The organism is Bacillus cereus group sp. BfR-BA-01330, from assembly GCF_022663885.1.
GTDB classification, from domain to species: Bacteria; Bacillota; Bacilli; order Bacillales; family Bacillaceae_G; genus Bacillus_A; species Bacillus_A cereus.
The window spans coordinates 151,127-175,828 of record NZ_JAKUGK010000003.1; the positions used below are offsets into that span (position 1 = coordinate 151,127).

Below are 24,702 nucleotides of genomic sequence, written 5' to 3' on the forward strand. Positions count from 1 at the left end.
CAGGATTATGTTCAAAGTAAAATTGTTTAACGTAAAACAAAATGTATATTTACACAGTTCTATGGAAATATACACAATTCGACAAAAAATGTCGAAAAAAATACTGATATAAAGAATGATATCAGACCCTTATATGTGAGATAGTTTTCATGTATATCTAGTAAAAAAGAATGGTTATAAAGGTAAGTTTTACGATACATACTAACCAATGTAGTGTATCCCTTTGTGACGGCTTATTTTTGCCTTAAAGTTATGTGGAGATAAAAAGCTAGATAGGGTTGGTTTTGGTCAGAATGAAGACAATATGTACTTTGAAAATAGTCATTTATTTTGTCTAAAGAGAGTTGTGCGATTAGTGGACCGAAGTTGAAAGATGATAGTTTCTTACATTGTTAGAGGAATATAAGAATTACAGAATATTCGACTAACACGTTACTACGGTCATTTTTGAGACTGTTTAAACAATAAGAAAGAAGGTGTTTTTAGTTACAATATCTTTTTAGTAAAGATAAGCTTAAGTAACCTCCGCTAAAGATTATATACTTAAATGATAAAGAGTTCAACAGTAGTTCACATATTTTCCCAAAAATAAAAACGGCTGTTTTATGTGGAATAAATCTACAAAACAGCCGTTTTTGGTATTAGATTTCTGTTAAAATTATTGGTTCGCCGCGCGTTACGATAACCGTATGTTCACATTGTGCAACAAGACTTTTATCAGGTGTAACGAATGTCCAGCCGTCGTCACCACGTTCAATAATATGATCAGCTTTCATAGAGATGAACGGTTCTACAGCGATAACAAGACCGTCTTTTAGAAGCGCATTATCCATTGGATCATAGTAACTTAAAATGTGATTTGGTGCTTCATGTAAGCTAAGACCAATGCCGTGACCAGTTAAGTTTTGAATGACATTGTATCCACTTTTATGTGCGAAGTTTGAAACAGCACGACCAATTTGATTTTGTTTTGAGCCAGCTCTAACCTTTTTCATTGCTGCCCAAAATGCATCAACTGCTGCTTGGCAAAGCTTTTCTTTTGCTTCGTCTTCTCCAAGAACAAATGAGATACCTGTATCTGCATAATAGCCATCAAGTGCAGCAGATACATCGACGTTTACTAAGTCGCCTTCTTTTAATACGCGATCTCCTGGAATACCATGAGCAACTTCCTCATTTACACTAATGCAAGTTACACCTGGGAAATCATATTCTTTTTCAGGTGCAGAAATAGCACCATGCTCATCTAATACTTTTTTACCGATCAAATCAAGCTCTTTCGTTGTCATACCTGGCTTCGCTTCTTTTTTCATTTCTTCACGTGCAAGCGCAACGATGCGGCCGATTTTTCGTAAGCCTTCTAAATCTTGTTCATTACGAATAATCATGAAAACCACTGTCCTTCCTCGAATATATATCTTATCCGATTGTATCATGTTTATTTTCGTCCTGCTACTCGCTTGCGGTATGCGGGTTGATTCCTCTCATAAAGAATACATGACAATTGTCATATCGATGTCATGACGCATCATACTGTTTCCTAAGTTTTCCAAGTAATACAATGTAAATATAAGAAACAGCGGGGGTGGAGAGATGGAAAAGATTATTGAGGTAAATGGTGTTTCTAAAACATTTAAACATAAAAACGCAGTAAATAATGTTTCATTTCATGTAAATAAAGGGGAAATAGTAGCGTTACTTGGTCCGAATGGTGCGGGGAAAACAACGACGATGTCGATGATGCTTGGATTAAAGGACCCGACAGAAGGTAAGGTCTTTATATTTGGAAAGAGTCCAAAGCATAGAGATGTTCGTAATAGCCTCGGTGCGATGCTGCAAGAAGTAAGTGTCATTGATAGTATTACGGTGGAAGAGGCAATCGAGTTATTCCGTAGTTATTATACGAATCCTATAGCGAAAGAAACGTTACTGCAGTTATCAAATTTAGAATCAGAGCGAAAGCAAAGATGTGAGAAGTTATCAGGTGGGCAAAAAAGAAGGTTGAATTTTGCGCTTGCACTTGCGGGAAATCCAGATTTGTTATTTTTAGATGAGCCGACAGTCGGAATGGATATTACGTCTCGAAGAATGTTTTGGGAAACGATTCGAAAGTTAGCAAGTGAAGGGAAAACAATTATTTTAACGACGCATTATTTAGAAGAAGCAGATGCTTTAGCAAATCGTATCTTATTATTTGCGAACGGAAAGATTATCGCAGATGGTACACCAGACGAAATGAAAGCGACGATTTCGCGAAAAACAATCACATTTTACTCGAAGGAAAGCATTCCTACAAAATTACTAAAGGAATTACCAAATGTAACAGAAGTAAAGTCAAGCGAAGGACGCTTCATTTTAACAACGGAGGATACGGATGCAACTTTAAAAGCCATTTATCAAAAGAGTTTACCTGTAACAGATGTTTCAGTTGAACGTGGAAGTCTTGATGAAGCATTCGAACAGTTTGTCGCAAATCAGAAGGAGGAAATCGCATGAGAGCATTATGGATGCAATGCAAAATAGAAATTTTACGTACATTCCGCAATAAATTATTTATCTTTTTCTCATTATTAATGCCTGTTATGTTTTACTACATTTTCACAAATGTTGTTCAAGTACCACAAAACGGAGATGCGTGGAAAGCACATTATTTAATTTCGATGGCAACTTTCAGTATTGTAGGGACTGCACTCTTTAGTTTCGGTGTGAGACTTTCTCAGGAAAGAGGGCAAGGATGGACACATCTTCTAAAAATTACACCGCTTCCAGAGGGAGCATATTTAACAGCAAAAATTATCGCTCAAACAGTAGTAAATGCTTTTTCAATATTAGTTATCTTTATTGCAGGGATACTAATTAATCATGTTGAGTTAACGATAGGGCAATGGATTGGTGCGGGATTATGGTTATTGTTAGGGGTAACACCATTTTTAGCGTTAGGAACAGTAATAGGTTCCATTAAGAAGGCGGACGCAGCTGCTGGCTTAGCAAATATTTTAAATATGAGTTTAGCTATAGTTGGCGGGTTATGGATGCCGATTGAAGTATTCCCAAAAATATTAAGAACGATTGGTGAATGGACACCGACATACCATTTCGGAAGTGGTGCGTGGGATATTGTAGCTGGAAAATCAATTGGATGGGAAAATATCGCGGTATTAGGAGGTTATTTCCTTATATTTGTTGTAGTATCAATATATATAAGAAAAAGACAGGAAGCGGTATAAATGATAGAGAAGAAGAGGATTGAGATTTTTCCGAAACATATGGGATTCTTCCCGTATATGTGGTTTGTTTATCTATTATTTCCAATTTATCACTTAGCGCAGGCATCAGGATGGAAGCTTGTAATAGGAAGCGGTATGTTGATAATTTTTATCGTCACATACCGTCAGCTTTATTTTGTTCAGAGGACGTTTGTTTTTTGGGCGTGTATTCAAATGGTACTCATCTTTTTATTTGCTTTATTTTATAATCCTTTTATGATATTTTTTGGCTTTTTCACAGCAAGTGCGATGGGATTTGCGCCAAATAAGAAAGTATTTCGAGTGCTGTTATGTTCGTTAGTTATCATGCTTGGAGCATTTTTATTTGTAAATATGAATCAACTAACAACTACAAGTTTAGTAAATATCGTTCCAATGTTTATTTTAATGCTTCTTACGCCATTTGGTATGCGCAATTTTAATCAGAAAAAGATGTTAAGAAATCAATTGGATCAGGCGAACGAGCAAATTAAAGACTTAGTAAAACGTGAAGAACGGCAGCGGATTGCAAGAGATCTTCATGACACATTAGGGCATACGTTATCTCTTATTACTTTGAAAAGCCAGCTTGTAGAGAAGTTAATTGTGAAAAATCCAGAGCGTGCAAGTGCGGAAGCGAAGGAAATTACACAAACGTCTCGTACAGCCTTAAAACAGCTGAGAGAATTAATTTCTGATATGCGTATGATTACGGTAGAAGAAGAGCTAGAGCAAATAAAAGCGATCTTACAAGCAGCTAATATTGAATTAGAAGTGAGGCAAGAAGCAAGATCGAGCTCGTTATCACCAATTGAACAAAATATTGTCGGGATGTGTTTACGTGAGGCCGTTACAAATGTTGTAAAACATAGTAAGGCAACGCGGTGCGCAGTTTCTGTATTAGAATCACAAGGTGAACTGATTTTGAAAGTAGAAGATAACGGAATCGGTTTAACAGATCAAAATCATGATGGAAATGGTATTCGCGGCATGAAAGAACGAATTGCTCTTATTGATGGATTTGTTGAACTAGGTACAATCAATCCAGGGACGTTATTAACGGTAAAAGTTCCAGTTGTTATTAGAACAGGAAAAGATGAGGTGAGGGCATGATTCGAATTATTATTGCAGAAGACCAGCGGATGCTTCGTGGTGCATTAGGGGCCCTGCTTGATCTAGAAGATGATATCGAAGTAATTGGGCAAGCTGCGAACGGGGAAGAGGCGTTAGAATTAATTGAATCGTTAAAGCCCGATGTAAGTATTATGGATATTGAAATGCCGATTCAAAGTGGATTGGATGTCGCTGAGACTTTAAAGAAAGAAAAATCATCATGCAAAGTAATGATTTTAACAACATTTGCACGGCCGGGATATTTTGAAAGAGCAATGAAAGCTGGTGTGCACGGCTATTTATTAAAGGATAGCCCAAGTGAAGATTTAGCGGCAGCAATTCGTAATGTAATGAAGGGGAAACGAGAGGTCTCCCAAGATTTAATGTTTGGCTTATGGCAGGAGCAAAATCCGTTGTCAGATCGCGAAAAGGAAGTACTGTTGCTTGCGAAAGAAGGAAAGACGGCAAACGAAATTGCGAAGGCACTTTATCTTTCGCCGGGTACAGTACGTAATTATATTTCTGAAGTATTAGCGAAGCTTGATGCGAAAAATAGAATTGAGGCAATTACAATTGCGGAAGAAAAGGGTTGGATATAAAAAGAAGGTTACCTATGAGAGGTAACCTTCTTTTTATAATTATTGTACTTCTATTACTTGATTTACTTTTTGTAACGGTTTGTAACCGTGTGCTTCAAATGCCTTTGCAAATTCATTTGATACGGCAGTGCCATATAAATCTTTTGCAGCTTGTACGATATGAGATTGAAGTGATTCAAAGTCTTCAGCGGAAGTTGCATAATTTTGCAATGCACGCATAACAACTTTACTTACTTTTTCATTTCCTTGTTTTTGAACAGCAACACCGTTATATGTTTTACCTTCAGCTAATTGATATAATACGTGACTGATAATACCAGAATTCACGTGTGATTCTTGATTATTACCATCGTTATAGAAATCTTGTAAATTTGTATATAGTTTATGACCGCCGTCACCAATTTCCCTTGGGATATCACGAATTGTTAGGCCATCTAATGTATCGCCCATAATCCAGTTTCCTTTATCTTTCTTTACGTAATATTCGATTTGTGTACCCCAGAAATCCGCTAATCCCTCGTTTAGTGCAGATGTTTCAGCGCTTGGATATCTCACGACTTTATTTTTCGTCGTGCCACTGAATACAGCATGTCCAAATTCATGAGCTGTTACATCAAGAGCGGATGTTAGTTTTCCGTCTAAACCATCACCAAATACCATTTGGTTCCAAGCGGGATGCCAAAATGCATTTACATAGTCTTCTTTTACACCATCACTAACTTCAGTAGAATCAAAACCGTGTACACTAGCAACAACTTTTGAATCTTTATTGTCGTAACTTTTTAGATTATGTTCTTTCTTAAAGTAATCGTAAATATCACTCATGTTCTTCATAGCGCCCGCGGCTTCTTTATCTGCAAAATTAGGAGTACTACTTGAAATTAGTGTCCCTGGATAACCAGCTTGACTATATCCTCCGAGGGAATCGGCGTAGTTTGCATTATAAATATAAATACCATTTCCGCGTGATAAATCTGCTAAATAAAACTTCCCATCAGTTCCTTTGGCAATATTGAAAGAGATGTTTTCTTGAAGTGCATTTTTCCCAGTTCCTTGCTCACTTGCAGGGGATAATCTAGGTGATGTTACTTGATTTATAGTCTTATTCTCTTTGTTTTTAATGAATTTTTCTTGGAAAAGTACTTCGCCAGTTTTTAAATCAACGATAGCATTGCCGTTTATAATTTGTTCATTGTTTTCATAAGTAAATGTAATAACAGTTGCGAATGTATAATAGCCATCTTTTTTCTTATAAACAACGGTTTCGCTAGAGAATTCTGTCTCAACTGCATCACTTGGAATTTGAACTATATCGCGTAATTTAGATTTTACTTCATTTTTCGACAAAAAATTTGTTATAGTAAGATTAGGTTGTTGATTTAAATTTTGAACAACTTTACCACTAACAGTTGTGATTACTCCATTTTTATCTACTTTTACAATGAGATCTTGGCCATATATTTTATAGTTTTTATATGTTTGTGCAAGGCGAACTTCGGTTTGATTTTCTTTGGTTTCTTTATTTGTAGGTTGGAAATCTACATTTTTTTCAGTAGTGACTTGTTCTTGTTGAGCTTTCGCCCCATTTACCTCACCTTTTAAATACTTTTTAGCAATATTTTCTTTCGTATCATTTTGAGGTTGTGTTAATTTCCCGATTGTTAAACCAGGCTGAGCAATTTCAACTTTGACTGCACTTTTGTCTAATTCTTGAGCATGAATAGCTTCTGTTGATAAAGGGCAAAGAAGACCGAATGTAACGAAAGCACTAGCAAGTTTTCTATAATTCATCTATAACACTCCTAATCTATTATTGTATGTGAGATGAATTGTATGAAAAATTTGCCGAATTTTATATATATTATGCATTATTTCATATCAAAAATTGTCGAATTCACATTATTGTAGTGGTATGACAACTCAAAAAATTAGATTGTTCTAATGGGATGGTGAGTAAGTATGCACGCAGAAAAATTAGGAAGTGAAATTAAGAAAATTAGGGTGATGAGAGGATTAACACAGAAACAGTTATCCGATAATATATGTCATCAATCGGAAGTGAGTAGAATTGAATCGGGTGCGGTATACCCAAGTATGGATATATTGCAAGGTATCGCAGCAAAATTACAAGTTCCTATTATTCATTTTTATGAGGTACTCATTTATTCCGATATTGAAAGAAAAAAACAGTTTAAAGATCAAATCATTATGCTTTGTAAGCAAAAAAGATATAAAGAAATTTATAATAAAGTGTGGAATGAGCTGAAAAAGGAAGAATATCATCCTGAATTCCAGCAATTTCTTCAATGGCAATATCATGTAGCAGCTTACATATTAAAGAAAATCGATTACGAATATTGTATTTTAGAATTAAAAAAATTGTTAAATCAACAGTTAGCTGGAATAGACGTATACCAAAATCTTTATATAGAAAATGCGATTGCAAATATTTATGCTGAAAATAGCTATTTTAAGAAGAGTATTGAGTTATTTGAAGATATATTAAAACAATTAGAGGTATTGCATGATAATGAAGAATTTGAAGTGAAGGTAAGATATAATCATGCGAAAGCATTATATTTAGATAATCAATATGAAGAGTCACTTTATCAAGTAAATAAAGCGATTGAAATATCATGCCGAATTAATAGTATGGCATTAATTGGACAGCTATATTATCAAAGAGGTGAATGCCTAGGGAAGTTGGAGTACGATGGGGCAGAGGTTGAAGATGCATATAAAAAGGCAAGCTTCTTTTTTGATATATTAGAAATGCATACATATAAAGAAGCTCTCGTAAATAAAATCAGTAGATAAATATCCTAAAAAATGGGTATGCATAATTGCATATAATAGAGATAAATTTTCATGATATATTAAAATAAAAAATGTGGGTGATGGAATATGAAGAAATTACTTATTGGTAGTTTATTAACGTTAGCGATGGCATGGGGTATTTCATTAGGCGATACGGCATTAGAGAAAAGCCATATAATTTCTCATAACGATCAAGAGGTACAATTAGCTAAAGATTTACCTTTTGAATATTAAAAAACAACCGTCTTACTTAGGCGGTTGTTTTTTTATGGAGTAACATCCAAACGTCTTTACTAGAAACAGGTTTGCTAATAAAGAATCCTTGAATGTGATCACAATTTTGTTTATGTAAAAATTCCCATTCTTCTTCCGTTTCTACACCTTCTGCAATCACTTCTAAATTTAGTTGTTTTGATAATGTAATAATGGAAGAGACAATTGCTTCTTCTAAAGGGCTAGTTGTAATTCCACAAATAAACTCTCGAGCGATTTTTAATGTGTTGATTGGATATTTTGTTAAATAAGCTAAAGAACTATAACCGGTTCCAAAGTCGTCGATTGAAATTTGAATACCGAGATTTTGAAGTTGTTCTAGTTTTGCAACTACAGATTGATTTTGATTAATTGCGATGCTTTCCGTAATTTCAATATCTAGTGCTTCTGGTTTCAGTTCTGTTTCTTCCAATACCTTTGAAATAGTTGGGATTAAATCTGCATGGTTAAATTGAACAACAGATAAATTTACACCAACTTTTAAATGAGAGAAACCTTGATTATGCCATCTTTTTGCCTCTAAACAAGCAGTACGTAAAATCCAATTGCCAAGTTCAATAATAAAACCAGTTTCCTCTGCTAGAGGGATAAATTGGGCAGGAGATACGATACCGAGTTTTGGATGCTTCCAACGTATTAATGCTTCAAAACCGATAATTTGTTTTGTTTTTGTGCTTACTTGTGGCTGGTATTCAAGGAAAAATTCATTTTGTTGTAATGCTTTTGAAAGTTCACCTTCTAAGAATTGAATTTCATTTTGAGCGATACTCATTTCTTTTGAGAAGAAAACAAATCTGTTTTTTCCATTTGCTTTCGCACGATACATAGCCATATCAGCATTTTTCATTAACTCATTTACATCAGTTCCATAATCAGGGTACATCGCAATTCCGATACTTGGTGTAATAGAAAGTTCTTCGCCTTGAATGAAGAATGGTTTGTTTAAAATAGTTAAAATCTGTTCAGCTATAAAAATTGCACTTTTTTCTGAGTACATTTCTGGTAATAGAATTGTAAACTCATCTCCACCTTGGCGAGCGACGATATCTTTTGAACGCAAGCAACCGCGTAATCTTTTTGCTACTTCAATTAATAATAAATCTCCAACGTCATGGCCAAGTCTATCGTTAATTTTTTTAAATCGATCTAAATCAAGGAATATGACGGCGACATCATTTGCGTTAGTTTGGGCTGTATTTAAAATGGCTTTTAAATCTTTTTCGAACTTTCGACGATTTGGTAATCCAGTAAGTGCATCGTGAAAGGCTAAATGTTCTACTTGTTTTTGTTTTTCATATAAGGTGGTAATATCACGTGCTATCCCAAACATTCCGACCACTTCTTTGTTTATAAAAGTAGGGATAAGTGTAATATGGAGATAATAATAATAGCCTTCTTGTTCTTTTGTACGAACTTCTAACGTTTGTGGCCTACCTTCCTTTGTAATTTGTAAAGCCTTCTTTAGTAGTTCGTGGTCTTTTGAATCAATGAAGTGTACCAGAGAATAGCTTGCCACTTCGCAATAATAGGCAGTAAATAAGCTTTCGCACGCCTTATTAGATTGTTGAAAAATGCCATTCATATTTAAAGAGAAAACGGCATCGGGATGGTCCTCGAATAAAGATTTATAACGTTGTTCACTTTTTGATAATGCAAATGCACCTTCTTCAACTTCGTCCTCTAGTTGTGTAGTCAACTGTTCATATGTATGAATTAGTGCTTGATTATCTTTCCACATGTAAAGTTGCCGCAAGAATAACAAAATAAGTGATAATACGAGACCGATTAACATGAATTTATCATCCCAAGGTTGAATGATAATAAAAGAAAAAGTAATAATTATACTAAAATAAGGTAGTATAAAACGTACATAATCGAATCGATAATATTTTGTTTTCGTTTCATGCTGCATTGGTTTATCTAAAATATATAGTATGGAAGAAAGTCCAATTAATAAAATAGAAGCAGTGTGTATTAAATAATTAATTTCAGCAGAAGTTTTCATTCCAAAATTCAATTGAAACAGATGAATATAACCGTATACGAGTATAATAGTGAAACCGATAATTAATGCAATTCTACTAGAAGAATATTGTTCTCTTCTATATAGGCTAATAACGGCGTAAATTACTAATGATTGTGCAATGAAATACCCAATTAAAATCCAAGTATCCGTTGTTAACATGCGGAAGCTTGAAAGGTCTAAGATAAAAGTTAAGGTGAAATAAATGTTCATAATAATAATAAAGATGCTATCGAATGAAAATTGAGAAAGCCCCTTAATAGAATAATTTTTTATAAACTTTATAGCAAATCCAACAAAGAGCAAAATATATTGTATGATAAAAAAAGGTAATGCTTTATATGAAAATATAGATTGATCATGTATAGAAAGTGAACTAAGAAATAGGGTTATCTCCATAACTAACCCACATAGGCAAGTACATAGTAATAAAATCCAAAATAGTTTATCACTGCGTTTCATTCTCTTAATAGCTTTATATAAACAGTGACAAGAAAAAAGTGCAGCGAAACAGAATAAGAAAAGAATTCCAATCTCCTTTATATGCGACTCATTTGGAATAAAGAGTATCCAAAGAGCAAATATAGATATGTATATTATGACAAATTGTACATATTTTTTTTGATTAATCATATTATGACTCCGTTTCAATAAAGTTGAATCTCGAGGGAATGCTAATTTAAATAATAGCATATAAAATAGGATGTTTTTTACTATAAAAATTACTTTTTTGAAAAAATGGTGCAAAGTTACAATTTACCACTGTAACATTGCACCACCTATTCTTTTAATTCCTCTTATAGCAGAAAGTTCATCTATTAATTGGAATAATGCTAAGTCTTTTTGTTTACTTTCAATCATAATATCGAAATTATGATTGTGTTTTTTTGCAATGTGTAAGAAAGGCTTAATAAACTCTAAATCGATATATTCAGCATGAGCCCTAAATTCTTTTTCCGATCTCGGGGAGGAAATGTGAACTTTAGGAGAAATATTTGTATGTGACCAAGTTTCAAAAATTGCAGGAAGCAACTCTTCTAGTGGTTCCTCGCAAAGATTGGCCATATGATGATGATAATCAAATACAAATGGAATATTTTCTTTTTGGCAAATTGATAAAGTTTCAGCGGTTGTATATGTTTTATCATCATTTTCAAGAGTCATTTGTTTTTTTATATGTGTAGGAAGTTTTTTTATGTTTTCATGGAAGCGCTCAATTGCCTTTTCTTTATTTCCATAGGCTCCACCTACATGAATATTAATGTAAGAAGAATCTGCAATGCCTATAGCATCCAATATTTTATAATGATAAGTCATATCCGTAATAGCGTTAGTAGTAATATGTGGCTTGTCGCTTGTAAATAGCGTAAATTGATTTGGATGAAAACTTATTCGTAAATTGTGTTCTTTAATTAAAGCCCCTATTTTACGCCAAAGTGGTGTGAATACCCCAATATAGTCAAACTCGACTTCGGGATGTGTTGCAAGTGGGACGATGGAAGACGATAGGCGATATAGTGGGATTTCATGCGCTATATTGTAATGAAGGATACGTATTGTGTGCTCTAAATTTTGCCTTATAACATGGTACAGTTTGTCTTCTTGCTCTTGCTTGCTGAGTTTCTTAAAGCTTGTAAACGTCATTGTTTTGGCAGGAGAACAGTCCCAGAGTGCCATTGCATGTGAGACATATCCAAACCGTATAAGCATATGAGATACACCTCTTTTATTCATTGTCTTTCCTATAAAAAGAAAGCAAATATTGTTCCAATCCATTCCTTTCCTCTATCGATAAGAGAAGGCGGGTTTACATCGCTATAGGAAAGTACAGATGCATTCTCTAGATCTTCATGGAATTTCTTTTTTACTGTTTGAATGAAATGTTTATTATATAACAGGCAGTTTATTTCATGGTTAATATATAAACTTCTCATATCAAAGTTTGCTGTTCCGATATCGCAAATATCATCGTCTACTATAATAATTTTGGCGTGAAAAAAACCTTGTTGAAATGCATAAATATTGCAACCAGCCTGTATTAATTTTCGGCAGTACGGAAATTTGGCTTCTCGAACAAGAGGGTGATCAGCTTTTTCTGGAACAAGAATTGTGATTTGAACCCCTCTTTCTTTTGCTTTTAATAAGGCATTCATAATTTTTTTTCCAGGAATGAAATATGGTGTACCGATACAGATTTCTTTTTTTGCCGCGTTAATTAAATGTAAAAAAGTATGCTGTAAATAAGCCCCATCAGTCGGAATAAATTGATGCAGGATGGTACCTGGGTTTTGTTTTGGAAAATAAAGAGAAGCATCTAATAAATTTTGTTTCGTATCATCAAACCAGTCATGCAAAAATTGCTTTTGTAAATCTTGAACCCCTTCTCCTGTAAGACGTAAATGGTAGTCTCGCCATAATCCTAAATATTCATTATGCCCTAGATACTCTTCACCGATATTAAATCCCCCGATATAGCCGGTTTTCCCATCAATCACTGTAATTTTCCTATGATTTCGTTGATTGGCAGAAAAGAAAGGCAGAGGAAATTTTACCTTATGACAAAATGAAAAAGATACACCATGTTTTTGCAGGGAGCGAATAGCTTCGTTTGATAAAGAATGGCTGCCAAATCGATCAAGTAAAAGTCGTACTTCAATTCCTTCCTGAGCCTTATCAATCAGCAATTTTAAAAATTCACGACTGATTTTATCGTTTTTTACAATGAAGAATAAAATATGAATGTGATGCTGTGCTTGTTTTATATCAGTAAATAAAGCGTCATACAAATCTTTCCCGTATGTATAAAGGTGAAAATCACTTTGACGTAAAGGGAAAGTGCGAGAGCTTACTCGTTTTAAATGAAGAAGTCTCCCGTATGAAAGGTCAATTGTAATCCAAAGAGCAACGGATATTAACAAAAGAGATAAGTAGAGCATTAGTGAATTCCCTCCTTCGCATTCTTTTCACCTTCAGTGTGTTACAAATGATACGGGTAGCACGGCTGTTATTATAAATTTCTTTAGAGGATAGATCTTGTACTGATTAAAGGTTCACTTTATCCCGCTTTAACGGGCAGTAAGCTTCCTATTTCAAAAATTGATGAATAAGCAGAAGCTAGTTTGGAAATCAACTGCCCGTAAAAGCCCGATTGGTTCAACTAATAATCAGCGGGGGATGAACCACCCCTGCGGATTAAAGTTTCACTTTATAGTTTCACCGAAATAAACAGCTTTATGAAAAAATGTGTTGTTCTATAACAAAAAACTGTTGACTGAATGCTCACTCATTATATAATGGGGATAGGGGATATAATTCAGAAAATTATATATTTTTGAAGATTCAAAAAAGAAAGAGGGCTTACAAAGAGAGGGGTAGCATAAAAATGAATAGCTTACTGATCATTAATTGGCTGGCTGCCATTGCTGTTATTGCTTATGCAGGATATTTGTTTGTATATCTTATACGGACGAGAATGGCCTACATACAATTAGGAAAAAAAATTGAATTTGACCGTCGTTTTAAAGAGCGTTGGGATCTCCTTAAGGTCAATGTTTTCGGTCAAAAAAAGCTGCTGAAAGATAAGAAAAGCGGCATCATTCACGTTATGTTCTTTTACGGATTTATTCTTGTCCAATTTGGAGCAATTGACTTCGTTTGGAAAGGACTCGCACCAGGATCACATCTTCCACTTGGACCACTATACCCTGCATTTACATTCTTCCAGGAAATTGTCACACTTGTTATTTTAATTGCAGTATTTTGGGCTTTTCATAGACGTTATGTAGAAAAGCTTGTTCGTTTAAAACGTAACTTCAAATCAGGTCTTGTTCTTATCTTTATCGGTGGCTTAATGATTTCTGTGCTACTTGGTAACGGTATGGGACTTATATGGCATGGCGAGGAGCTTTCATGGAGTGAACCAATTGCTTCTGCAATCGCTTACGTTTTTAGCGGGATAAATGAAACCGTAGCCATTTCAGTGTTCTATTTTTCTTGGTGGGTGCATTTACTAATTTTGTTAACGTTTTTAGTGTATGTTCCACAATCAAAACATGCGCATTTAATTGCAGGACCAGCTAATGTATTCTTCGGTCGTCTTTCAAACCCAGGGAAGCTTGAAAAGATTGATTTTGAAGATGAAACGCAAGAAACATTTGGTGTTGGTAAAATTGAAGACTTTAGACAAAATCAACTTATTGACTTATACGCTTGTGTAGAGTGTGGCCGTTGTACAAATATGTGTCCGGCAACAGGAACAGGAAAAATGTTATCGCCGATGGACTTAATTTTAAAACTTCGCGATCATTTAACTGATAAAGGAGCTGCGGTAACATCAAAAGCACCGTGGGTTCCAGTAGTTGCCTTCAATAATACACAAGGAAATCAGTTAGCGATGATGGCAGCTGGAAAAGGACAACAAGAATCAGCGTCTACAACGCTCGCTTACGATCCGAGTTTAATCGGAGATGTTATTACAGAAGAAGAGATTTGGGCATGTACAACGTGTCGTAACTGTGAAGATCAATGCCCAGTTATGAATGAGCATGTTGACAAAATTATTGATTTACGTCGATATCTCGTTTTAACAGAAGGAAAAATGGACGCGGAAGCACAACGCGCGATGACAAATATCGAGCGTCAAGGGAATCCGTGGGGTCTGAACCGTAAAGAGCGTGAAACATGGCGCCAAGGTGATGACGAAGTAACAGTTCCAACTGTAAAAGAAAAATCAAAAGCTGGGGAGGAATTCGAGTATTTATTCTGGGTTGGTTCAATGGGATCATACGACAATCGTAGTCAGAAGATTGCGATATCGTTTGCGAAGTTAATGAACGAAGCAGGCATTTCATTCGCAATTCTCGGTAATAAAGAAAAGAATTCTGGAGATACACCACGCCGCCTCGGAAATGAATTTGTATTCCAAGAGATGGCGACAAAGAATATCGAAGAATTTGAAAAGGCAGGAGTGAAGAAAATCGTTACGATTGATCCTCATGCTTATAACACATTTAAAAATGAGTATCCGGACTTTGGCTTGCAAGCAGAAGTCTATCATCATACAGAATTGTTAGCTCAGTGGGTGAAAGAAGGGCGCTTAAAGCCTGTTCACGCTATTGAAGAAACAGTTACGTACCATGATTCCTGTTATTTAGGAAGATACAACGAAGTGTACGAAGCGCCACGTGACATTTTGAAAGCGATTCCTGGAGTGAATCTTGTAGAAATGGCACGTAACCGTGAAACTGGAATGTGCTGTGGCGCAGGTGGTGGCTTAATGTGGATGGAAGAAACAACAGGTTCTCGTATTAACGTTGCTCGTACAGAACAAGCATTAGCTGTACAGCCATCTATTATCGGTACAGGTTGTCCATATTGCTTAACGATGATCAGTGATGGAACGAAAGCGAAAGAGGTAGAAGAGAAAGTTCAAACTCTTGATGTGACAGAGATTTTAGAACGATCTGTTATCGGGCAGAAAAAAGAAGCAATGTAGTTTGTAAGAATGTATACAACTTTAGAAAGAGGTGCAATGATTGCACCTCTTCTCAACGTAGGGATACCGAGCGAGCGCTCAGTGTTAAAAAATGAAATGGGGGAAAGAAACATGAGTAAAACAGTTATTTTAAGTGCTGCAAGAACACCAGTTGGAAAATTTGGAGGATCTTTAAAGGATGTAAAAGCGACGGAACTTGGAGGAATTGCAATTAAAGCAGCGCTTGAAAGAGCAAATGTTGCGGCTAGTGATGTTGAAGAAGTTATATTTGGAACGGTTATTCAAGGTGGGCAGGGACAAATTCCATCGCGCCAAGCTGCGAGGGCTGCTGGAATCCCTTGGGAAGTGCAGACGGAAACAGTGAATAAAGTTTGTGCATCAGGGCTTCGTGCGGTTACGTTAGCGGATCAGATTATTCGTACTGGCGATCAATCACTGATTGTAGCTGGCGGTATGGAGTCGATGAGTAACAGTCCTTACATTTTACGTGGAGCAAGATGGGGATACAGAATGGGCAACAACGAAGTTATTGATTTAAACGTTGCTGACGGTTTAACATGCGCATTTTCAGGTACACACATGGGCGTTTATGGCGGAGAAGTTGCAAAGGAAGATGGAATTTCTCGCGAAGCGCAAGATGAATGGGCATATCGTAGCCATCAGCGTGCGGTTTCAGCGCATAAAGAAGGGCGTTTTGAAGAGGAAATCGTGCCAGTAACGATTCCGCAAAGAAAAGGCGATCCTATTGTCGTTGCAAAGGATGAGGCGCCACGTGAAGATACAACGATTGAAAAGTTAGCAAAGTTAAAACCTGTATTTGATAAGACAGCGACGGTGACAGCTGGTAATGCGCCGGGACTAAACGATGGTGGTGCCGCACTTGTATTAATGAGCGAAGACAGAGCGAAGCAAGAAGGAAGAAAGCCATTAGCGACAATTTTGGCGCATACAGCAATTGCAGTGGAATCTAAAGATTTCCCAAGAACTCCAGGTTATGCAATTAACGCATTGCTTGAAAAAACAGGAAAGACAATTGAAGACATTGATTTATTCGAGATTAATGAAGCCTTTGCAGCGGTAGCAATTGCAAGTACAGAAATCGCAGGAATTGATCCGGAAAAATTGAATGTAAATGGCGGCGCGGTAGCGATGGGACATCCAATTGGAGCAAGCGGAGCGCGCATTATCGTTACACTAATCCATGCACTTAAGCAGCGCGGCGGTGGAATTGGAATTGCTTCGATTTGTAGCGGTGGCGGTCAAGGGGACGCAGTGATGATTGAAGTTCACTAATTAAAGTTCGAGGGTATAAAATTTATTAACAATTAAGGGGGAAGAAAAAATGGGTGTACAAAACATTGTTGTAATTGGTGCAGGGCAAATGGGATCAGGAATTGCACAAGTATGTGCAATGGCAGGATATGACGTGAAGGTACAAGATTTAAAGCAAGAGCAATTAGATAGAGGATTGGCTATCATTACGAAAAACTTAGCACGCCAAGTAGAAAAAGGACGTATGAAGGAAGAAGAGAAGGAAGCCACATTAAATCGTCTTACAGTAACGCTTGATTTAGATTGTGTGAAAGAAGCGGATCTTATTATTGAAGCAGCTGTTGAGAAAATGGATATTAAAAAGAAAATCTTTGCGAATCTAGATGAAATTGCTCCAGAACACGCAATTTTAGCAACGAATACGTCATCTCTGCCAATTACAGAAATTGCAGCGGTAACGAAGCGTCCGGAAAAAGTAATCGGTATGCACTTTATGAATCCAGTTCCAGTTATGAAGCTTGTTGAGATTATTCGTGGTTTGGCTACCGATGATGCGGTATATGAAGCAATTGAAGATATTACGAAAAAAATTGGGAAAGTACCAGTTGAAGTGAATGATTTCCCAGGTTTTGTATCAAATCGTATTTTGCTACCGATGATTAACGAAGCAATTTATACGTTATATGAAGGTGTAGCGACGAAAGAAGCAATTGATGAAGTCATGAAGCTTGGTATGAACCATCCGATGGGGCCTTTGACACTCGCCGATTTTATCGGTTTAGATACGTGTTTATACATTATGGAAGTGTTGCATGAAGGATTAGGAGATAGTAAATATCGCCCATGTCCGTTATTACGTAAGTATGTGAATGCAGGATGGTTAGGGCGTAAAACAGGTCGTGGATTCTACGTTTACGAATAAATGCCCCCTTTGTTACAACATAGTGGTCTTACCAAATTATTTAAAGGATATATAGCAAATGGAGGCGGAATATATGAACTTTCGTTTTAATGAAGAGCAGCAAATGATGAGGAAAATGGTTCGGGATTTTGCACAGAAGGAAATAGCTCCCTTTGTTCCTAGTATGGAACAAGGGGTGTTCCCGAAAGAGATTTTGCAAAAGATGGGTGAGCTTGGATTAATGGGTATTCCAGCGCCTGCAAAATACGGTGGGGCAGAAATGGACTTTATATCTTACATTCTAGCAATTGAGGAAATCTCAAAGGTAAGTGCAACAGTTGGTGTAATTTTAGCTGTACATACGTCAGTTGGAATGAATCCGATTTTATATTTCGGAACAGAAGAACAGAAGAAAAAATATGTTTCTAAACTTGCAACTGGGGAATATTTAGGTGCATTTGCTTTAACAGAGCCAAATGCAGGATCAGATGCAGGGAGTTTGAAATCAAGAGCTGTGAAAAAAGGTGATCATTATATTATTAATGGATCGAAAGTGTTTATTACAAATGGTGGTGAAGCAAGTACATACATTGTATTCGCTTCTACAAATCCAGAGGCAGGAAAAAGTGGTATTTCTGCATTTATAGTAGAGAAAGATACACCTGGTTTAATCATTGGAAAAGATGAACATAAGATGGGACTTCTCGGTTCTCGTACAGTACAACTTACTTTTGAAGATATGAAAGTGCCAGCTGAGAATTTACTTGGGGAAGAAGGACAAGGATTTAAGGTGGCAATGGCGAATTTAGATGTTGGGCGAATTGGAATCGGTGCGCAGGCGTTAGGAATTGCTGAAGCGGCGCTTGGCTGTGCAATTGATTATGCAAAAGAAAGAGAGCAATTCGGGAAGCCAATTGCGGCGCAGCAAGGGATTGGCTTCAAGCTTGCAGATATGGCAACAAGTGTCGAAGCAGCAAGGTTACTCGTATATAGAGCGGCATCTCTTAGGGCACAGGGATTACCATGCGGTAAAGAAGCATCTATTGCGAAATTATTTGCTTCTAAGACAGCGGTTGAAGTCGCGATTGAGGCGGTGCAAGTTTTTGGTGGTTACGGTTATACGAAAGACTATCCAGTAGAACGATTTTTCCGTGATGCGAAAATCACGCAAATATATGAAGGAACAAGTGAAATACAGAAACTTGTTATTAGCCGTGCTTTATAAAAGGGCGAGGGGGAGACGGAGATGCATTTTAAACTATCAGAAGAACATGAAATGATAAGAAAAATGGTTCGAGATTTTGCTAAAAATGAAGTGGCACCAACAGCAGCTGAGCGTGATGAGGAAGAGCGATTTGATCGAGAATTATTTGATCAAATGGCAGAGCTTGGTTTAACCGGTATTCCGTGGCCTGAAGAGTACGGTGGAATTGGAAGCGATTACTTAGCGTACGTAATCGCTATTGAAGAATTATCCCGCGTTTGTGCTTCAACAGGCGTAACACTGTCCGCGCATACTTCACTTGCGGGATGGCCAATTTTTAAATTTGGGACGGAAGAGCAAAAGCAAAAGTTTTTACGACCGATGGCTGAAGGAAAGAAAATTGGTGCATACGGCTTAACGGAGCCAGGATCTGGATCGGATGCTGGTGGAATGAAGACAATCGCAAAGAGAGATGGAGACCATTATATTTTAAATGGATCAAAAATTTTCATTACAAATGGCGGTATTGCTGATATTTATGTCGTTTTTGCGCTAACTGATCCTGAATCAAAGCAGCGCGGTACGAGTGCATTTATTGTAGAAAGTGATACACCGGGATTTTCAGTTGGGAAGAAGGAGAGCAAGCTAGGGATTCGCTCTTCACCAACGACTGAAATTATGTTTGAAGATTGCCGTATTCCTGTAGAGAATCTACTTGGAGAAGAGGGGCAAGGGTTTAAAGTTGCGATGCAAACATTAGATGGAGGTCGTAACGGTATTGCGGCGCAAGCTGTTGGTATTGCACAAGGGGCTTTAGATGCTTCTGTAGAATATGCAAGGGAGCGCCATCAATTTGGAAAACCAATTGCGGCGCAGCAAGGGATTGGCTTTAAACTTGCGGATATGGCAACAGATGTAGAAGCGGCACGCCTTTTAACATATCAAGCGGCTTGGCTTGAATCAGAAGGGCTTCCGTATGGAAAAGAGTCAGCGATGTCAAAAGTATTTGCAGGAGATACAGCGATGAGGGTGACGACTGAAGCGGTGCAAGTATTTGGTGGTTACGGTTATACGAAAGATTATCCAGTAGAGCGTTATATGCGAGATGCAAAAATTACACAAATATATGAAGGAACACAAGAGATTCAGAGGCTTGTAATTTCTCGTATGTTAACGAAGTAGGAACGAAAGCGTAGGTATTTTCCTACGCTTTTTCCTTCCAAAAAATAATAGAGAGAGGTGAAGGGAATGGTTAAACATAATGTACATGCATCGGTGAAAGATGAAAAATTAGTTGCGTTAAGACGTGAGCAAATGATTAAAGGTGCGGTGCAACTGTTTAAACAAAAAGGATTTCCGCGTACAACAACGAGAGAAATTGCAAAAGCGGCTGGATTTAGTATAGGGACACTTTATGAGTACATTCGTACAAAAGATGATGTTTTGTATTTAGTTTGTGATAGTATTTATGAACATGTAAAAGAAAGATTAGAGGAAGTAGTTTGTACAGAAAAAGGGAGTGTAGAAAGTTTAAAGATAGCAATAACGAATTACTTTAAAGTGATGGACGAATTACAGGAAGAAGTATTGATAATGTATCAAGAGGTACGCTTTTTACCGAAAGAATCACTTCCGTATGTATTAGAAAAGGAGTTTCAAATGGTAGGAATGTTCGAGAATATTTTAGAACAGTGTACGGAAAATGGAACATTTACATTAAATAAAAAAGAAATACAGCTTCTTGCCCATAATATTTTTATACAAGGACAGATGTGGGGATTTAGACGCTGGGCGCTGCAAAAACTGTATACGCTCGAAGAATATACAGAAATGCAAATTAGGTATGTATTGCAAGGGGCCCATATGCTTCCGAAATAAGGAACAGACAAATTATAATTTTACTACCCTATAAAAGTTTCCCGTTTTTTTTGTAGCATATTTGTGCGACTTTTGTTTATAATGAATAGTATGGATTTTTTTAAGCAGGCCGTTATATATAATGTTATATTTGATGAAAGGAAGTGCCGCATAAGTGGATTTTAAGCAATATTCACCAGAAGAGCTAAAAGAATGTTCAATGATTGAAGTTGTACATAGCGTTTTAGGGGATAAAAAACAAGCAACGACATTCAACGAGTTGGTTCAAGAAATCGCTCAAGTGCTGGGACTATCTCAAGAGCAAGTTAATGCGAAAATCGCACAATTTTATACAGACTTAAACATCGATGGACGTTTCATTAATTTAGGAGAAAATCGTTGGGGACTACGCAGCTGGTACCCATACGAGCAAATTGATGAAGAAATCTTGCCTCAACCAAAACCGAAGAAGAAACGTAAAGTTGAAGAAGACGGTTTTGACGACTACATTGAAGAAGATGAAGATGACTTCGACGATGCAGACGTAAATGAAGAAGATGATGATGTAGAAGATTTGGACAAGGTTCTTGAAGAAGAAGACGGAGATGACGACGATCTTGATGATTTAGACGAAGATGACGACGACTTCGCTGAAGAAGAACTTGAGTATGACGAAACTGAAGAAGAAGAAGAGGAAGAACTGTAGTTCTTGACTTTTCATTATCGTCCATGTAGAATCATTTTTGGGCTCTTTAAAAAAGGACGATAATACTTTTAAAGTGTAAATATAAAAGAAAATTGCTCCCTACTTATTACTTTTTGTGATGAGGGGAGCAATTTTCTTTTTTGTTTTTTGTTTAGAAAATAAAAAGAGTCTAACAATAAGATGGATACAGTGTTATCTACATACGTTGCGCTTTGCAACGGTGATTATATAACAGCAAAATAGAAGGGAGCTTTTTCATGACTAAGTATATTTTTGTAACAGGCGGTGTAGTATCGTCTTTAGGAAAAGGTATTACAGCAGCATCTCTTGGAAGACTTTTAAAAAATCGTGGTTTAAACGTAACGATTCAAAAGTTTGATCCATACATTAACGTAGACCCAGGGACTATGAGCCCATATCAACACGGTGAGGTATTCGTAACAGATGATGGCGCAGAAACTGACTTAGACCTTGGTCACTATGAGCGTTTTATCGACATTAACTTAAACAAATACAGCAACGTAACAACAGGTAAAATTTACTCTTCAGTTCTTCAAAAAGAGCGTCGCGGTGAATATTTAGGAGGAACAGTTCAAGTTATTCCTCACATTACTAACGAAATTAAAGAACGCGTATATCGTTCTGGTCGTGAAACAAATGCGGATGTTGTTATTACAGAAATCGGTGGAACTGTTGGTGACATCGAGTCTCTACCATTCTTAGAAGCAATCCGTCAAATTAAGAGCGACATCGGTCGTGACAATGTAATGTACATTCACTGTACGTTAATCCCGTACTTAAAAGCAGCGGGTGAAATGAAGACAAAACCAACACAACATAGTGTTAAAGAACTTCGTAGCTTAGGTATTCAACCAAACATTATCGTTGTTCGTACAGAAATGCCTGTTTCTCAAGATATGAAAGACAAGCTTGCATTATTCTGTGACATTGATACAAAAGCAGTTATCGAAGCTCGCGATGCAGATACTTTATATGCGGTTCCATTATCTCTTCAAGAACAAAACATGGACCAAATCGTTTGTGACCACTTAAAATTAGACAATCCAGCTGCAGATATGACAGAGTGGACTGCTCTAGTTAACAAAGTGCGTAATCTTTCTAAGAAAACAAAAATCGCTCTTGTTGGTAAATATGTAGAACTTCAAGATGCTTATATTTCTGTTGTAGAAGCACTTCGTCATGCTGGTTACTCATTCGACACAGATGTAGAAGTAAAATGGGTAAATGCTGAGCACGTAACAGCAGAAAACGTAAAAGAATTAGTTGGCGATACAGACGGTATCCTTGTACCAGGTGGCTTCGGCGATCGTGGTGTAGAAGGTAAAATCGTTGCGATTCAATATGCTCGTGAAAACAAAGTTCCATTCTTAGGAATTTGCTTAGGTATGCAACTTGCATCAATCGAATTCGCACGTAATGTATTAGGTTTAGAAGGTGCTAACTCTTCTGAAATCAACCCTGACACACCATATGCAATCATCGACTTATTACCAGAACAAAAAGATGTAGAGGACCTAGGTGGTACACTTCGTCTTGGTCTATACCCATGTAAGCTTGCTGAAGAAACAAATGCTTACAATGCTTATAATGAGCCGGTTGTATATGAGCGTCATCGTCATCGTTATGAGTTCAACAATCAGTTCCGTCCGGATATGGAAAAAGAAGGATTTGTATTCTCTGGTACAAGCCCAGACGGCCGTCTAGTTGAAATCATTGAAATAAAAGACCACCCTTGGTTCGTGGCAGCACAGTTCCACCCAGAACTTGTTTCTCGTCCAAACCGTCCACAACCATTGTTCCATGACTTCGTAAGAGCTTCTATTACGAATAAAGAGAGCAAGTAATAAAAAAAGCGCCTGAAATAAGGCGCTTTTTTAATATTCATTTAACATTTCATCAATTGTAAATTTAATCCCGTGATAAGCAAATAAAGCTACTATTAAACTTGGGAATCCGTAGCGATTACCTTCATCGTCTGGAATAAGACCTTTTAACAGTTTTGTATCAATATGTACGTCTGTATATCGTTCGAGTGATTCCGTACCTTCTTGAAGAGCAGAAATGCCGACAATAGAGTGTCCCTCTTCTTGTAGTTTTTTTGCAATTTCTACAACCGCTTCATCTGTTGAAAAACGGCTAATAAGAAGTACACGATCCGCAGAGGTTACTTCTGCTTCTTTACCATTTTCAAATAAGCGTTTTGCTTGCTTCATTGGTTCAGCACCGAATAGTGCCTCGGCAACAACGCCCTCCATTTCATTTGTACCATGTAAATAAATGAAACCATCGCCAACTAGTGCTTGAGCAAGTAAACGAGCGCTATCTTCTATATTCATTTCTTCTTTTTGAGAAACCCTGGAGAAATAACCACTTAATTGAGTTGAAAAAATTTTTAACATAATGTTACTCCCTTCGTACGTGTTTGCCGGCTTTCATTATAATTTATTTTTTTAGAAAGGTGAAATCGTAGGGTAGCATAACAAAATAGGAAACGGTAAAATAAGAAAGAATAGGAAGGAATTTGCCAAAGAATAGCGAAATTAAATCGTTAAGATATAAGAAGCTTTAAATCTTGTACTTACACAGAAAGGTTGGGAATTATGGAAGGTAAAATTTTAATCGTTGATGATCAATATGGGATTCGTGTGTTATTACATGAAGTGTTCCAAAAAGAAGGTTATCAGACATTCCAAGCAGCGAATGGATTTCAAGCTTTAGATATCGTGAAAAAAGATAATCCAGATTTAGTAGTGTTAGATATGAAAATTCCAGGCATGGATGGTATAGAGATTTTAAAGCATGTAAAAGAAATTGATGAGAGTATTAAAGTAATTTTAATGACTGCTTATGGAGAGCTTGATATGATCCAAGAAGCAAAAGATTTAGGAGCTTTAATGCATTTTGCTAAACCATTTGATATTGATGAAATTCGTCAAGCTGTGAGAAATGAGCTCGCTGTAGAGGCATAAAAATGAATTTTTTATAAAAAATATGGAAAAAAGCGTTTACATGGACTATTGTGCAGGTGAATACGGTTGAGTTTTTGAGTACAAGTTGTTATCCTATTGAGTGTAGAAAAAAGTCCGGTATGTAGATATACATATTTTACCTTATTCTGGTCATACTACCAGCGATAAGAACTTATCGGATACAAAAAACGTTTTTTAGGAGGATTCA

At 36.6% G+C, this 24,702-nt stretch carries 21 protein-coding genes; 15 read left to right on the top strand and 6 right to left on the bottom strand.

Translation table 11 applies throughout. The annotated features are described in order from the left end of the window. Positions 1 to 641 precede the first annotated feature (641 nt). Entirely contained in the window at positions 642 to 1,436 is a 795-nt protein-coding gene (map, locus tag MR112_RS09885) for a type I methionyl aminopeptidase (RefSeq protein WP_242244916.1), read from the bottom strand. 157 nt (positions 1,437 to 1,593) lie between these two features. Here map and MR112_RS09890 point away from each other — a divergent pair, with 157 nt between their 5' ends. The 4 genes from MR112_RS09890 to MR112_RS09905 are packed head-to-tail and all read left to right on the top strand — an operon-like array spanning position 1,594 to position 4,957. Beyond that, positions 1,594 to 2,496: an ABC transporter ATP-binding protein gene (locus tag MR112_RS09890; RefSeq protein WP_000411127.1), complete on the top strand. Its 903-nt coding sequence runs from the start codon at positions 1,594 to 1,596 to the stop codon at positions 2,494 to 2,496. Continuing rightward, positions 2,493 to 3,227, top strand: a complete 735-nt coding sequence (locus MR112_RS09895; RefSeq protein WP_001202429.1) for an ABC transporter permease — start codon at positions 2,493 to 2,495, stop codon at positions 3,225 to 3,227. Before MR112_RS09890 ends, MR112_RS09895 begins: the two co-directional genes overlap by 4 nt. Continuing rightward, positions 3,228 to 4,358: a sensor histidine kinase gene (locus MR112_RS09900; RefSeq protein ID WP_000570607.1), complete on the top strand. Its 1,131-nt coding sequence runs from the start codon at positions 3,228 to 3,230 to the stop codon at positions 4,356 to 4,358. Continuing rightward, the gene (locus tag MR112_RS09905; protein ID WP_000619237.1) at positions 4,355 to 4,957 is read left to right on the top strand and encodes a response regulator transcription factor; all 603 of its coding nucleotides are present in this window, start codon (positions 4,355 to 4,357) and stop codon (positions 4,955 to 4,957) included. The genes MR112_RS09900 and MR112_RS09905 overlap by 4 nt, the downstream gene beginning before the upstream one ends. Before the next feature lie 39 nt (positions 4,958 to 4,996). On the opposite strand, the gene MR112_RS09910 is transcribed toward MR112_RS09905, so the two are convergent. Further along, positions 4,997 to 6,748: a M4 family metallopeptidase gene (locus tag MR112_RS09910; RefSeq protein ID WP_071740956.1), complete on the bottom strand. Its 1,752-nt coding sequence runs from the start codon at positions 6,746 to 6,748 to the stop codon at positions 4,997 to 4,999. A 168-nt stretch (positions 6,749 to 6,916) separates the two neighbouring features. On the opposite strand from MR112_RS09910, the gene plcR reads away from it, so the two are divergent. Both plcR and MR112_RS09920 read left to right on the top strand, forming a co-directional pair. Continuing rightward, positions 6,917 to 7,774: a transcriptional regulator PlcR gene (gene plcR / locus MR112_RS09915; protein ID WP_000542912.1), complete on the top strand. Its 858-nt coding sequence runs from the start codon at positions 6,917 to 6,919 to the stop codon at positions 7,772 to 7,774. Between the two features lie 87 nt (positions 7,775 to 7,861). Then, on the top strand, positions 7,862 to 8,008 hold the full coding sequence (locus MR112_RS09920) for a quorum-sensing peptide PapR (RefSeq protein WP_000734730.1): 147 nt from the start codon (positions 7,862 to 7,864) through the stop codon (positions 8,006 to 8,008). Positions 8,009 to 8,024: 16 nt separating this feature from the next. Here the strand turns inward: MR112_RS09920 and MR112_RS09925 are convergent, their stop codons facing one another. The 3 genes from MR112_RS09925 to cls all read right to left on the bottom strand — a co-directional run bounded on the left by MR112_RS09925 (position 8,025) and on the right by cls (position 13,006). Beyond that, positions 8,025 to 10,703: a DUF4084 domain-containing protein gene (locus MR112_RS09925; protein ID WP_002164653.1), complete on the bottom strand. Its 2,679-nt coding sequence runs from the start codon at positions 10,701 to 10,703 to the stop codon at positions 8,025 to 8,027. A gap of 123 nt (positions 10,704 to 10,826) precedes the next feature. Continuing rightward, positions 10,827 to 11,780, bottom strand: a complete 954-nt coding sequence (gene uvsE / locus MR112_RS09930) for a UV DNA damage repair endonuclease UvsE (RefSeq protein ID WP_242244917.1) — start codon at positions 11,778 to 11,780, stop codon at positions 10,827 to 10,829. A 32-nt stretch (positions 11,781 to 11,812) separates the two neighbouring features. Then, the gene (gene cls, locus MR112_RS09935; protein WP_000966419.1) at positions 11,813 to 13,006 is read right to left on the bottom strand and encodes a cardiolipin synthase; all 1,194 of its coding nucleotides are present in this window, start codon (positions 13,004 to 13,006) and stop codon (positions 11,813 to 11,815) included. A 446-nt stretch (positions 13,007 to 13,452) separates the two neighbouring features. On the opposite strand from cls, the gene MR112_RS09940 reads away from it, so the two are divergent. From MR112_RS09940 to pyrG, 8 genes are all read left to right on the top strand, one after another. Further along, the gene (locus MR112_RS09940; protein ID WP_001086776.1) at positions 13,453 to 15,564 is read left to right on the top strand and encodes a (Fe-S)-binding protein; all 2,112 of its coding nucleotides are present in this window, start codon (positions 13,453 to 13,455) and stop codon (positions 15,562 to 15,564) included. Between the two features lie 9 nt (positions 15,565 to 15,573). Further along, on the top strand, positions 15,574 to 16,857 hold the full coding sequence (locus MR112_RS09945; RefSeq protein WP_002026635.1) for an acetyl-CoA C-acetyltransferase: 1,284 nt from the start codon (positions 15,574 to 15,576) through the stop codon (positions 16,855 to 16,857). 49 nt (positions 16,858 to 16,906) lie between these two features. After that, positions 16,907 to 17,758, top strand: a complete 852-nt coding sequence (locus tag MR112_RS09950) for a 3-hydroxybutyryl-CoA dehydrogenase (RefSeq protein WP_000538874.1) — start codon at positions 16,907 to 16,909, stop codon at positions 17,756 to 17,758. A 73-nt stretch (positions 17,759 to 17,831) separates the two neighbouring features. Beyond that, entirely contained in the window at positions 17,832 to 18,962 is a 1,131-nt protein-coding gene (locus MR112_RS09955) for an acyl-CoA dehydrogenase (protein ID WP_001011179.1), read from the top strand. Between the two features lie 21 nt (positions 18,963 to 18,983). Continuing rightward, positions 18,984 to 20,123, top strand: a complete 1,140-nt coding sequence (acdA, locus tag MR112_RS09960) for an acyl-CoA dehydrogenase AcdA (protein ID WP_000545544.1) — start codon at positions 18,984 to 18,986, stop codon at positions 20,121 to 20,123. A gap of 66 nt (positions 20,124 to 20,189) precedes the next feature. Beyond that, positions 20,190 to 20,819 (top strand): TetR/AcrR family transcriptional regulator, encoded by a 630-nt coding sequence (locus tag MR112_RS09965; RefSeq protein WP_000238605.1) that lies wholly within the window; start codon positions 20,190 to 20,192, stop codon positions 20,817 to 20,819. 154 nt (positions 20,820 to 20,973) lie between these two features. Further along, complete coding sequence (gene rpoE, locus MR112_RS09970; RefSeq protein ID WP_071740954.1) at positions 20,974 to 21,504, top strand: DNA-directed RNA polymerase subunit delta; 531 nt, start codon at positions 20,974 to 20,976, stop codon at positions 21,502 to 21,504. A 257-nt stretch (positions 21,505 to 21,761) separates the two neighbouring features. Beyond that, positions 21,762 to 23,369, top strand: a complete 1,608-nt coding sequence (pyrG, locus tag MR112_RS09975) for a CTP synthase (protein ID WP_000170459.1) — start codon at positions 21,762 to 21,764, stop codon at positions 23,367 to 23,369. A 30-nt stretch (positions 23,370 to 23,399) separates the two neighbouring features. Here pyrG and MR112_RS09980 read toward each other — a convergent pair whose 3' ends face one another. Beyond that, on the bottom strand, positions 23,400 to 23,924 hold the full coding sequence (locus tag MR112_RS09980; protein ID WP_000912402.1) for a DUF2529 domain-containing protein: 525 nt from the start codon (positions 23,922 to 23,924) through the stop codon (positions 23,400 to 23,402). A 201-nt stretch (positions 23,925 to 24,125) separates the two neighbouring features. On the opposite strand from MR112_RS09980, the gene spo0F reads away from it, so the two are divergent. Beyond that, a complete protein-coding gene (gene spo0F, locus MR112_RS09985; protein WP_000398594.1) occupies positions 24,126 to 24,494 on the top strand; it encodes a sporulation initiation phosphotransferase Spo0F in 369 nt (122 codons plus the stop codon). The last annotated feature ends 208 nt before the right edge of the window (positions 24,495 to 24,702 follow it).